This is a genomic window from Aurantiacibacter rhizosphaerae, assembly GCF_009807005.1.
GTDB lineage: Bacteria > Pseudomonadota > Alphaproteobacteria > Sphingomonadales > Sphingomonadaceae > Alteraurantiacibacter > Alteraurantiacibacter rhizosphaerae.
Genome location: NZ_WUBR01000003.1, coordinates 337,129 through 348,590 on the forward strand (window position 1 = coordinate 337,129; position 11,462 = coordinate 348,590).

An 11,462-nucleotide genomic window follows, 5' to 3' on the forward strand; every position below is an offset into this window, starting at 1 on the left:
ATAGATGGGCAAGCTGGACGTCATCAACCCGCGCACGGGCGAGGCGGATCACGCGATCACGCCCGCCACGCGCGAAGAGATTGCCGGGAAGGCCGCCGCCTTGCGCGCGGCGCAGCCTGCGTGGGAGGCGATGGGCGTTGAGGCCCGCTGCGGCGTGATGGCGCGCTGGCTGGGCGCGGTAAAGGCGCGCGCCGCCGACATCGGGGAGGCCGATGCGCATGACACGGGCGGCTGCCACACCAGCTATCTGCAGGGCTTCATCACCATGGGCAATATCGGCGGCTGGCTGGAGGATGCGCCAAAGGCCTTTGCCGCGCTGGATTACGATGCATTGAGCCCATCCATGCCATCCGTGCGCGTGCAATCGCAGGTGGTGGCCTATCCGCTGGTGGGCGTGATCTCGCCCTGGAATGCGCCGCTGATGCTGGCCCTGCTGGATGCCGTGCCCGCGCTTTTTGCAGGTTGCTCGGTGTTGCTCAAACCCTCCGAAGTCACGCCGCGCGTGATCGAAACATTGTTCGAAACAGTGCGCGAGGTGCCGGAACTTGCGGCGGTGTTCGACTACGTGGCCGGTGCGGGCGATGTGGGCCAGGCGGTGATAGATCAGGCGGACACCATCTGCTTCACAGGCTCCGTTCCTACGGGTCGCAAGGTGGCGGTGGCCTGTGCCGAGCGGCTGATTCCCTGCCACTTGGAACTGGGCGGGAAAGACCCGTGCATCGTTACCGAAAGCGCCGATCTGGAGCGTGCCGTCACGGCCGTGCTGCGCGGCGCGGTCTATGCCACGGGGCAGGTCTGCTATTCGGTGGAGCGGGTGTATGTGCACCGTGCCATCCACGATGATTTCGTCGCGCGGCTGGTTGAGAAAGCGCAGGACGTCCGCCTCAACGCCGACAATCCGCGCGCCGGCCATATCGGCCCCTTCACCCATGGCCCGCAGGCAGACATCGTTGCAGCGCATATTGCCGAGGCCGTAGCCAAGGGCGCGAAGGTGGAATGCGGCGGAGAGATCGAGGAGATTGGCGGCGGACGCTACCTGCGGCCAACCGTGCTGACGGGCGTTACGCATGACATGGCAATCATGCGGCAAGAAACCTTCGGCCCCTGCATCCCGGTGATGGCATTTGCCGATACTGATGAGGCTGTTCGCCTTGCCAATGATACGCACTTCGGCCTCACCGCCAGCGTGATCGCAGGCAGCGAGGAGGAGGCAGAGGCTATCGGGCGGCGGCTGAATGCGGGCGGTATCTTTTTGCAGGATACCTTCCTCACCTTTGCCAAATCCCGCACATTCGGCAGCGACAGCTTCGGCTGGTCCGGCCACGGCTCCCCGCGCATCGGGCCTGAAAGCCTGCGCCGTTTCCTGCGCCGCAAGAGCCTGCTGACGCAGACGGGCGAGGTGGCTGATATTCAGGATGATCATCACCTGGGGAACGCGTCATGAAGATCACCGCAGCACTTTCAGGCCGGGGCGGGGACGCGCCGCAGTTGGTGGAACTGGAACAGGAAGCCCCGCGCGCTGGCGAGATGCGGATCAGGCTTGTCGCCACCGGCATCTGCCACACCGATTTGCACGAGCACCCCGGCAGGCATTCCCCGCAACCCATCGTGCTGGGCCACGAAGGCGCAGGCGTGGTGGAGGAACTGGGCGAGGGCGTGAGCGGCTTTGCCGTGGGCGATCACGTGATCCTGTCCGGCAGCAGCTGCGGCAATTGTCCGTCCTGCCTTGCCGGGCGGCCCACCTATTGCGACCTTGCCATGCCGCTGTGCTTCGGCGGCAAGCGGCTGGATGGATCCACCGCTCTTTGCGAAGGCGATGCAAGCATCCATTCTCATTTCTTCGGCCAGTCCAGCTTTGCCACCCACGCCATCGTGCCGCAGCGCACGGCGGTGAAGATGGCGAAGGACCTGCCGCTGGAAATGCTCGGCCCGCTGGGCTGCGGCGTGGTGACGGGCGCGGGCGGCGTGATCGAGGCGCTGAAGGTTGGCTTTGGCGATACCATTGCGGTGCTGGGAACGGGCGGCGTGGGCCTGTCCGCGGTCATGGCGGCGCGCCTGGTGGGCGCGAAAAGGATCGTGGCGGTAGACCTGTCTGACGAGCGTTTGGAATTGGCCCGCGAATTCGGCGCGACCGATTGTTTTCGCGGCGATCAGGATGATCTGGCCGACGCGATCCGCACGGTGACGGGGCGCGGCGTGAATTTCACCTTCAACACCACGAACACGCCCGCCGTCCACACGCTGGCGCTGGAGGTGCTGGCGATGAACGGCACCGCCGGTTTCGTGGCCGCGCCGCGCGGGGAATGGGCGCCGCAGATGTTCGGCATGCTGGCAGGGGGGCGCCAGCTTCGCGGCATCTTGGGCGGCGATGCCAATCCGCGCACCTTCCTGCCGCAGCTTGCCGAATATTGGCGACAGGGCGATCTGCCGTTTGACCGGATGCTGAAATTCTATCCCTTTAGCCAGATCGAAACCGCATGGGCCGATGCCGCCAGCGGCGCTGCGATCAAGCCCGTCCTGCTGATGGAGAACCATGATGACGCCTGACCTGCGCGCGAAAATCGAAGCGCTCGGCAATGATCTCTCGTCGGAAATGCTGGGCGGAACGCAGGCCATGATGTCTGCGATCAATAACGGCATGGCGGCAGGCACCGATGTGACGCGCGATCTAGCCTACGGGCCAGACGAGCGCCACCGGCTGGACGTTTTTACCCAAGGCTCTCCCGCTGGCGCGCCGGTGCTGGTCTATGTCCACGGTGGTGGTTTTGTGATGGGGGACAAGCACACCGAGGGTTCTGCCTTCTATTCCAACATCGGCGATTTTGCCGCGCGGATGGGCTGGGTGGGCGTGACCATGACCTATCGCCTGGCTCCCGCTCACCGCTTCCCCAGCGGCGTGGAGGACATGACGCTATTCGTCGACTGGCTGCGTGACAACATCGGCCAGCATGGCGGCGATCCCGCGAAGATCGTGCTGATGGGCCAGAGCGCCGGGGCCAGCCACATCGCCAACTACCTGGCGCATGCAAGCGACCATGCGAAAGGCATGGCGGGCGCCGCATTCCTCAGCGGCATCTACGACGTTGGCACCTGCGCGCACAATGATTTCAACAAGGCCTATTACGGAGAGGAAACCTCAGGCTGGGGCGCGGCATCCGCGCTCGCAGGCTTGCTGACCTCCGAAGTGCCGATGCAGTTCAGCGTCGCCGAGTTCGATCCCGATGATTTCCAGAAACAGGCCGCGCAGCTGGTGGAGCAATGGATGGCCAGCAAAGGCCGCCTGCCCGAAATGCATTACCTTTCAGGCCACAACCACCTGACGCCGGGCCTCTCCATCGGCAGCAGCCAGCAGGAAACGGAGCGGATGGTGGCAGGCTTCGTTCAGCGCGTGACGGGCTAGGGCGAAATCCCTATCGCGGCACCCAGCAGCCGTGAAAAGCCATCGGCATTGCAAAGGGCAGCTTGATCGTGGCGATCGGCGGGCGGCTTACATCATTGCCGTCCAGCACCAGCAGGTCCGCGCGCTTTTCCTCGAACCGGTCGACCACGGTGAGGATGAAGCCGTCACCTTCCGGAGCATCGACGCTGCGTGGCACGAAGACTGGTTCCTGCGAGGCGGCACCGACAAGTTCGTGCACCCGCAATTCGCCTGTGTCCCACATGATCTGGCCCACGCCCATCTGCGGAAAATCGCGCAGCGCGAAATAGCCTGTGGTGTGTTTTTGCATGGCGAAGCGGTCATCGATCCTCGGCATATCGCCTAGTGCGCCTTCCACGGGTTGCAGGCTGACAGCCTCGTCATCCGGCTTTGACAGGTCAAAGATGATGCGCGTGATCTGCGTGATCGTTTCAGGCATGGCGGGGAAGCGCCCGCTCTTGTCCGCGAAAAAGCTGAAGCAGTTTCCGGGGGAGGCGGGGGTGTCGATGATCACCTTGTCGCCATCGGTATAGGCATTCATCACATGGCCCATCACCAAGCCGGGAATGTCGAACCAGCGCATGTCACGCGCGGGATCGCCATCGCGCGGCACCACGCCCCACTTGCCGGGCAGGTCGGGATCGTATTGGTAATATGGCCCGCCATCGCGCAGGCGCGCATCGTCCGCCACCAGCGGCATGATCGGAAAAACCAGATGCTCGCGCGTTACGCCCCAGTCGTGGCTCAGCCCGGGATAGGGCGTGTCGAACATCTGTTCGCGGATCAGCTTTCCGTCCTTGTCGAAGACATGCAGGCTGGCCCTCGTATCCGGCTCCCCCTCTGCAAAAACGCCGTAGCTCCACCATTCGCCCGTCACCGGGTCGATCTTGGGATGGGCGGTCAGCGCGGTGGATTGAAGCGCGCCGAAATCGCCGACGCCCACCGTTTCCAGCGTTTCAAGATCGATCTCGTAGGGATGCGAATCCTCGCGCAGGGCGAACAGCTTTCCGTGATGCTCGAAGGCGAAGGTGTTGCCGGTGTTATCGCGCTGCGGCAGGTTGGATACGCTGGGATCGTCCGTATGCCTGTTGCGATAATGGCCGTACAGCCGTCGCCGTGCGTTGCGCTCTGCCTTCAGCCGCTCGGTCTGCACATAGCGGCTGCGGAAGGAGACATGGCCCTCCTCGAAATGGAAGGCGCTGATCATGCCATCGCCATTCAGGATAATGTCATCCTCGAGGCTGGGATATTGCCGGTCCCCGCCGCTGCGATAATAGGAGCCTTGCAGTTCGGGCGGGATCTCTCCCTCCACCTCGCATTCGAAGACATCCGCCTCGAAACGCATGGGCTTGCGTTCCTGCAGGCCAAAGCTGGCAAAGGTGTGAAATACTTCCGGCATTGCTCTCTCCTGTGTAGGACATAGTCAACGCGAAGCTACGCAAAAGTGCAAGGGGACAATGATGAGTGAATGTTGGCCGGATGGCGTGCCGCAGATAATGCCCGCGCAGGATCGCGCGGAAATAGAAGAATTGTTCGCCAGATATGCATGGGGGATAGACCTGGCGGACGAGGAACAGGCGATAGCCACCTTCGCCCGCGATGCGGAATTCGATCACCTGTGGCAGGGGCGGGTGAAGGGCCACGATGCCATTCGCGAGAACCTGCGCAGCCTGTGGTACGATCGCCAGCACTGGTGGTATGGCCGCCAGCACATCATGAACCAGTTCATCATGGACCCGCGGCCAGAGGGTGCCCGCGTGCGCTGCTTCTTCCAGATCCTGCAATGGAATGCCGACTATCGCACCAATTTCGTGTTCGGCATCGGCACGCGCGACGATCGGCTGATCAGGGAAGACGGGCGCTGGAAATTCTGGCGCCTGACGGTGAACGCCTGGACGGAGGTGGACCAGGTGCCGTGGAAGGGAGAGCGCAAGCTGCCGCAGCGCCCGCCCTATCGCAGCGATCCTGCCGATACGCGCCCGTTTGACGAACAGACGCATGATGCGTTTGACGACGGGAAATAGGGCGGCAGCCGCCTAGGCGGAATGGCCGTTTACATCGCCCACGGTCATCTCATGCTTCAGGCCAAGCCAGTCGGCCAGATTGGCAAGTTCGGTTTCCACCGTGTCCGCCATCATATGCGCGCGGCTTTCATCGAAGCGCAGGACCAGTGTATCGCCCTCGCGCCGCAATGTGCTGCTGAGCAGGGAAATCCGCGTGCCTGCCCCGATCCGGCGGCACAGCCTGTTGGCCAGCCCCCAGGCGGAGGCGCGGTGCAACTGGTCTTCATCGGCCATACGCAGATATTCCGGCACGATCTTGGGCTGGGCGCAGCTTGCCCGCAGGCATTGCGCGATCATGGCCCGGCCCGTGTGATCTAGGCCGACCCAGCGTTTTTCCAGCGCCCAGTCCGTGGAGTGCTGGATGCGCATGTTGGGCTCTATCCGCGCGGTTGCCGCTGCCAGCATGGTGGCAGCCAGGCGAATGCGCTCGCTACCCCTGTTGCGTCCGTCCACAGCTTCCGCCGTCCACGCCGCCTCCAGCGTGGCATTGGTGATATCCGCACCGCGCGGCGTGGCGAAATGGGTGACGGCGGTCAGCAACGGGTCCTGATCGCGGGCAATCGTGCTGAGGGCGGAAAACAGCACGCCTTCGCGCAGGCCCCATGCCGAGATCACGATAGCTTCGGGCTTAAATTCACGCAGCATCACGCGCAGCATGGCCGCCGCATCCGGCAATCCGGCGGCGCGGTTGGACGATATGCCGGGAATGGAGGACAGCGCATCGGGATCGGCCTTGGCCAGCTTCTTGGCGACCTTGTCCGCCTCCCCCGCCGTTAGGCAGAAGGCTTGCGGATCCTGTATCGGATATTGGGCATTGTGCATGGCATAATTGGCCAGCGCCCGCCACGTGCCGCCGACAAGGTACAGCGGGCCTTCCTGCTGGCTGGCAAAGCCTGCGGGCTGCAGCTGCTTCCTGATAGCCTTGGCGAATTTCTCATCGCCGCTTTCGCGAATGGCGGGCAGGCGCAGCGTGCCAAGCGGCAGGCTGATCCCGTCGTGGCAATCGCCCTTTTCAATGGCGACAAGTTCAAGGCTGCCACCACCCAGATCGGCCACCACGCCCTTTGCGCCGGGAAATGCGCCGATGACGCCAAAGGCTGAAATCGTCGCCTCTTCCACGCCGCTCAGCACCCTCGGCTCCAGCCCCAGCGCGCGCACCTTCTTGATGAATTTCGCCCCGTTGCTGGCATCGCGTGCGGCGGCGGTGGCGACGGTGGTGATATCGCTGATGCCCAGATCGCGCAGGATCGCGGCAAAGCGGGCCAGCCCTGCCAGCGCCATATTCTCCGCTTCCTTGGGAATGGCACCGGTTTCAGCCAGATCGCGGCCAAGCCGCGCGGTGACTTTCTCGTTCAGCCATACATTGGGCGCGCGCTTCGGCCCGGAATACACCACCAGGCGAACGGTATTGGAGCCAATATCGATGACGCCGCGATCGGGCACTTCGATGTGCGCATTGCCGCGCTTTGCCGCGGGTGCGGTCATACCGCTCCCTTGCGCAGGGCAAGTTTTGGAATGCGATCATCCTTCAGCGCGCCGCCGCGACCGGATAGGGAGGGATTTGTCATGAAGTAATCGTGGCAGTTGAAGCCATCGCCCTCAACCCCCGGATCGCTTTCCACCCGCTCGTATTCCCCCGTTTCGCCGTCCAGCAGCCAGCTTTGCTCCGTATCCAGCAGGTTGGCGAGCAGCACTTGTTCCAGGATCTGGTCGTGCACCGTCTCATTCGTGATGGGCACCAGCGCCTCGACTCGGCGATAGAGGTTACGGTCCATCATGTCGGCGCTGGAGATATAGACCTTCGCCTTGTCGCTGGGCAGGATCTCGCCATTGCCGAAGGCGTAGATGCGGCTGTGTTCCAGGAAGCGCCCGATGATCGATTTGACGGTGATATTGTCGGACAGGCCGGGAACGCCGGGCCGCAGGCAGCAGATGCCCCGGCACACCAGCACCACCTGCACACCGGCCTGGCTGGCCTCGTACAATTTATCGATCACGCGCTTTTCGGTGATCTGGTTCACCTTCCACCAGATCGTGGCGGGCTGACCCGCTCTTGCCAGTTCAATCTCCCGCTCGATATCCGCCAGCAGCGTGTCCAGCAGGTTGAGCGGGGATATGGCCAGCTTCTCCATCGCCTGCGGCTCCACATAGCCGGTGATGAAGTTGAACAGTTTCGACGCATCGCGCCCGATGGCGGGATCGGCGGTGAAGTAGCTGAGATCGGTATAGATCTTGGTGGTGACGGGGTGGTAATTCCCGGTGCCGAAATGGCAGTAGGTGCGATAACCGCCTTCCTCCTGCCGCACGACCATGCTGATCTTGGCGTGGGTTTTCCAGTCGATAAAGCCGTAGATCACCTGCACCCCGGCGCGCTCCAGTTCGCCCGCCCATTTCAGGTTTTGCTCTTCGTCGAAACGGGCTTTCAGCTCCACCACGGCGGTGACGGATTTGCCGTTTTCCGCCGCCTGGGTCAGCGCGTTGACCACCTGCGATTGCTGGCCCGCACGATACAGCGCCTGCTTTATGGAAATGACGTTGGGATCATTGGCCGCTTGCCGCAGGAAATCCACCACCACCTCGAAACTTTCGTAGGGGTGATGGATCACGATGTCCTTTTCCTGCACGGCGGCGAACACATCGCCATCATGCTCCATCACCCGTTCCGGATAGCGCGGCGAATAAGGCGTGAACTTCAGGTCTGGCCTATCCTCTTTCACCACCTCCTCCAGCCCGGCGATGCCCAGCATGCCCTCGGTCTTGGTGATGAAGGCCTGCTCTAGCTCCAGCTTGTCGCGCAGCATATCTTCCGCGTTGGGATCGAAGCTTTCGTCGATCTCCAGCATGATGACCTGGCCGCGGCGGCGGCGCTGGATGGCGCTGCGGAAATAGCGGACAAGATCCTCCGCATCTTCCTCGATTTCAATATCGCTGTCGCGCAGCACGCGGAACACGCCATCGCCGGTGATATCGAAACCGGGAAACATCAGCGTGGCATAGCGGCATACCAGCCGCTCCACCGCCACATAGATCGCCTGATCGCCCGGAATGCGCACGAAACGCGGCAGGGCGCTGGGGATCAGCACCATCTCCACCAGCTGGCTGCCGTCTTCCTTGCGCTTCAGATTGAACAATGCGCCAAGGCCGCGATTGGCAACGAAGGGGAAGGGATGCGCCGGGTCGATCGCCTGCGGCGTGATCACCGGCATGATGTGATCGAGGAAATATTGCCGCAGCCATTCCTCGGCCTCGGCATCCAGCCTGTCCTCACCCTTGATATGGATGCCCTGTTCGGCCAGCAGCGGATGCAGCTGTTTCAGGATGGCTTGCTGGCGTTCTTCCAGCTCGCGGTATTTATCTCGCGTGGCGACGAGCTGCTGCTTTGGCGTGCGCCCGTCCAGCGACATTTCGGCAACCCCGCTGCGCACCTGCCCCACAAGGCCGGCGACACGGATCATCATGAATTCATCAAGATTGCTGCCGGAAATAGACAGGAACCGCAGCCGTTCCAGCAGGGGGTAGGAACTGCGCGCAGCCTCCGCCAGAACGCGCTCGTTGAATGACAGCCACGACATCTCGCGGTTGAAATAGCGCTCTTCGGGCGCGAAGCTTTCGAGGTCGATCCCGGCGTCTGCCTGTGTGTCCGGGGTTGTCGGGGCGGTGCTCATTGCGCCTCAAACGCTCCTGCTGGCCTGTCTGTGATACTGGTGTGCGAACGGCGATGGGTTGTCATGGAAATAGCGCCGGATGGCGGCAATCAGTTCCACGTCTCCACCAGATCGCTGGCACGGGTAATCGCGGCAATTCCGCGCTTCCCCTCCGCGCGCTTCAGCTGAACGATCACGTCAATCACGCTGGCGGCATAGGATATGGTGTCTGAGCGGGAGAGGCCGATGCCCGTCTGCATGACCATCAGGCTCAACTGTTCCAGCGCGCCGCGCAGGCTGTTGGCATGGATGGTGGAGAAACTGCCCGGATGGCCGGTGTTGATCGCCCGCAGGAAGGAGACGCTTTCCGCCCCGCGCAATTCACCCAGCACGATGCGATCGGGGCGCAGGCGCAGCGCCGATTGCAGCAATTCGTTGGAGGTGACCTTGGCCTCCCCCAGTTCACCCTTCACCGCCACCAGGCCCACGGCATTGGCGCCGGGAAATTTCAGTTCCGGCGTATCTTCCACCAGAACCACGCGCTCGTCCCGCGGGATTTCGCCCAGCATGGCATTGAGGAAGGTGGTCTTGCCGGTGCTGGTGCCGCCGGAAATCAGGATGGTCTTCTTGGCGCGGATCGCGGCGCGCAGGAAATCGATGGGCTGCACCTGCGGATCGGGCATGTCGGCCTCGCTATCCTGCAACAATGGCCCGGTGTCATAGGCATCCAGTGGCAGATCCAGCCGGCGGTGGCGGCGGATGGCCATGGCCCAGTGCTTGCGCGTGGCGGGCGGGCCGCAGAACTGGATGCGCGCGCCATCGGGCAGGGTTGCGCCCAGCAGCGGATGTTCGCGATTGATGCCCTGGTGGCTGATGCGCGCCACCTGTTCGGCCAGGCGCTGCACCAGCTTGTCGTCTATCGTATCAAGCGCGATGCGTTGCATGCCGGGAGTGGCGGCATCCTCCACCCACATTTCCCCCGGCTTGTTCACCAGTATCTCGGTTACGGTGTCGCGCTCCAGCCATTCCCGAAACGGCGCGAGATAGGCATCGAGATACACCGATCCGCTGGCCACCTTGGGCGCGTCCGCTGGCGGCCCAGCCATAGGCGGGGCTGCGGCCTTGCTGGCGGTTGTCTTACCGGCAGGGTCTTCCCCAAGGTGATGGATCTCGGCTGACATGCGGGCCGCTCAATTAACCTTCGGGGCCTGGCTGAAATCCAGATCGCGCGCGGTATAGACGCGGATCGGTTCACCCATGCGCACGCGCACGGTGGGCGGCCGCTGGCCATCCTGCTGCAATGCGGTGTTGGCGGCATTCTGCCCGCCGCCCAGCACGATGGATGCGCCGCCGCTGGCAACGGTGGTCAGCCCGCCAATCACGGACAGCAGCATGGCCGAACCGAAGCGGCTGAAGAAGTGGTTGTCCACTTCTCCAGCAAGGCCGGCGGTGCCATCGAAGCTGGTGGCCGGGCTTTGCAGCGATACCGTCACGCCATCGGGGCGGATCACCCGCTGCCAGATGACATAGGCACGGCGCTGGCCCGCCTGCAGGCCGGACTGGTATTGCCCGACAAGGCGGCTGGAACGCGGGATCAGCACGCTGCTGCCATCGAAGGATCGGACATCCTGGCTCACCACGGCGCGCACGAAGCCGGGCACATCGGTGTTGATGGCGGTTTCCAGGATCGCCGGGATCATGGTGCCCTGCGTTACCGTGGTGGCCGGGTTCACATCCTGCGTTGCGACAGCGGGGCCGCCGCCGACACCGCCGATGCGGGCGGCAAATTCATTGGCCGCTCCGCTGCCGGGGGTGACTGCACCGCCGGGGGTGGATGCCTCTGCAGCCGCGGCATTGGCCGCAGCGGCGCGTGGCGCGACCCCGCCATCGAAAACGAGGGTGGGCGAGGAATAGGGATTGGTGGCCGGGCCATAGGCGGCGTTGGTATTCGGTGCGCGAGACAGCACGGGGCTGGGCGCAGGGTCAGACATGGGCTGCACCCCGGCATTGGCGCTGGGCAGGCCATCGGCGGGCATCGGCGCCATTGCCACTGGCGCGGGCGGCGGCGCGGGTGCTGCGGCCTCCGCCGCGGCCTGCTGATCATCCGTGCGGCTGGCGTTCAGCCCCCACAATGTGGCCGCGCCCAGCAAGGCGACGAAGCCGACACCTGCCAGCAGGCCCAGCGTATCGCGGCTGCCCTTGCGATTGGCCACAGCGGGGTAGGACGTACGGCTGGCAAGGTCGATAACCTCGGTCGTCTCGTCATCGCGCGGGTCCACGTCATTGGCGTGGGCGGCGTTCTTTTCGGGCAGTCGCATGGCAAGTTTCATATGCGTA

Annotated in this window: 9 protein-coding genes; 4 read left to right on the top strand and 5 right to left on the bottom strand. The window is 63.6% G+C overall.

Annotated elements, in window-relative coordinates:
- Positions 1-4 precede the first annotated feature (4 nt).
- From GRF63_RS13945 to GRF63_RS13955, 3 genes are read left to right on the top strand one after another with little or no spacing between them, the layout of a single operon-like run.
- Positions 5-1,444 carry an aldehyde dehydrogenase family protein gene (locus GRF63_RS13945; protein WP_160486646.1) on the top strand — a complete coding sequence of 480 codons (1,440 nt, stop codon included), beginning with the start codon at positions 5-7 and terminating at the stop codon, positions 1,442-1,444.
- Positions 1,441-2,547, top strand: a complete 1,107-nt coding sequence (locus GRF63_RS13950; RefSeq protein WP_160486647.1) for an NAD(P)-dependent alcohol dehydrogenase — start codon at positions 1,441-1,443, stop codon at positions 2,545-2,547. Before GRF63_RS13945 ends, GRF63_RS13950 begins: the two co-directional genes overlap by 4 nt.
- Entirely contained in the window at positions 2,534-3,400 is an 867-nt protein-coding gene (locus GRF63_RS13955; protein ID WP_160486648.1) for an alpha/beta hydrolase, read from the top strand. The genes GRF63_RS13950 and GRF63_RS13955 overlap by 14 nt, the downstream gene beginning before the upstream one ends.
- Positions 3,401-3,410: 10 nt before the next feature.
- On the opposite strand, the gene GRF63_RS13960 is transcribed toward GRF63_RS13955, so the two are convergent.
- Positions 3,411-4,817: a carotenoid oxygenase family protein gene (locus tag GRF63_RS13960; RefSeq protein ID WP_160486649.1), complete on the bottom strand. Its 1,407-nt coding sequence runs from the start codon at positions 4,815-4,817 to the stop codon at positions 3,411-3,413.
- A 58-nt stretch (positions 4,818-4,875) separates the two neighbouring features.
- Here GRF63_RS13960 and GRF63_RS13965 point away from each other — a divergent pair, with 58 nt between their 5' ends.
- Positions 4,876-5,442, top strand: coding sequence for a nuclear transport factor 2 family protein (locus GRF63_RS13965; protein WP_160486650.1), 567 nt, complete (start codon positions 4,876-4,878; stop codon positions 5,440-5,442).
- Between the two features lie 12 nt (positions 5,443-5,454).
- Here GRF63_RS13965 and GRF63_RS13970 read toward each other — a convergent pair whose 3' ends face one another.
- The 4 genes from GRF63_RS13970 to GRF63_RS13985 form a co-directional block, all read right to left on the bottom strand.
- Complete coding sequence (locus GRF63_RS13970; RefSeq protein WP_160486651.1) at positions 5,455-6,966, bottom strand: Ppx/GppA family phosphatase; 1,512 nt, start codon at positions 6,964-6,966, stop codon at positions 5,455-5,457.
- Complete coding sequence (locus tag GRF63_RS13975; RefSeq protein WP_160486652.1) at positions 6,963-9,146, bottom strand: RNA degradosome polyphosphate kinase; 2,184 nt, start codon at positions 9,144-9,146, stop codon at positions 6,963-6,965. Before GRF63_RS13975 ends, GRF63_RS13970 begins: the two co-directional genes overlap by 4 nt.
- Positions 9,147-9,235: 89 nt before the next feature.
- Positions 9,236-10,306, bottom strand: a complete 1,071-nt coding sequence (gene virB11 / locus GRF63_RS13980; protein WP_202131754.1) for a P-type DNA transfer ATPase VirB11 — start codon at positions 10,304-10,306, stop codon at positions 9,236-9,238.
- Positions 10,307-10,315: 9 nt separating this feature from the next.
- Positions 10,316-11,455: a TrbI/VirB10 family protein gene (locus GRF63_RS13985; RefSeq protein ID WP_237392502.1), complete on the bottom strand. Its 1,140-nt coding sequence runs from the start codon at positions 11,453-11,455 to the stop codon at positions 10,316-10,318.
- Positions 11,456-11,462 lie beyond the last annotated feature (7 nt).

What these genes read in the sequence shown, in the direction of transcription:
- GRF63_RS13945 (WP_160486646.1), top strand. Translation starts at nt 5, where the DNA reads ATGGGCAAGCTGGACGTCATCAACCCGCGCACGGGCGAGGCGGATCAC.
- GRF63_RS13960 (WP_160486649.1), bottom strand. Translation starts at nt 4,817, where the DNA reads ATGCCGGAAGTATTTCACACCTTTGCCAGCTTTGGCCTGCAGGAACGC.
- GRF63_RS13985 (WP_237392502.1), bottom strand. Translation starts at nt 11,455, where the DNA reads ATGAAACTTGCCATGCGACTGCCCGAAAAGAACGCCGCCCACGCCAAT.
- GRF63_RS13955 (WP_160486648.1), top strand. Translation starts at nt 2,534, where the DNA reads ATGATGACGCCTGACCTGCGCGCGAAAATCGAAGCGCTCGGCAATGAT.
- GRF63_RS13950 (WP_160486647.1), top strand. Translation starts at nt 1,441, where the DNA reads ATGAAGATCACCGCAGCACTTTCAGGCCGGGGCGGGGACGCGCCGCAG.
- GRF63_RS13965 (WP_160486650.1), top strand. Translation starts at nt 4,876, where the DNA reads ATGATGAGTGAATGTTGGCCGGATGGCGTGCCGCAGATAATGCCCGCG.
- GRF63_RS13970 (WP_160486651.1), bottom strand. Translation starts at nt 6,966, where the DNA reads ATGACCGCACCCGCGGCAAAGCGCGGCAATGCGCACATCGAAGTGCCC.
- virB11 (WP_202131754.1), bottom strand. Translation starts at nt 10,306, where the DNA reads ATGTCAGCCGAGATCCATCACCTTGGGGAAGACCCTGCCGGTAAGACA.
- GRF63_RS13975 (WP_160486652.1), bottom strand. Translation starts at nt 9,146, where the DNA reads ATGAGCACCGCCCCGACAACCCCGGACACACAGGCAGACGCCGGGATC.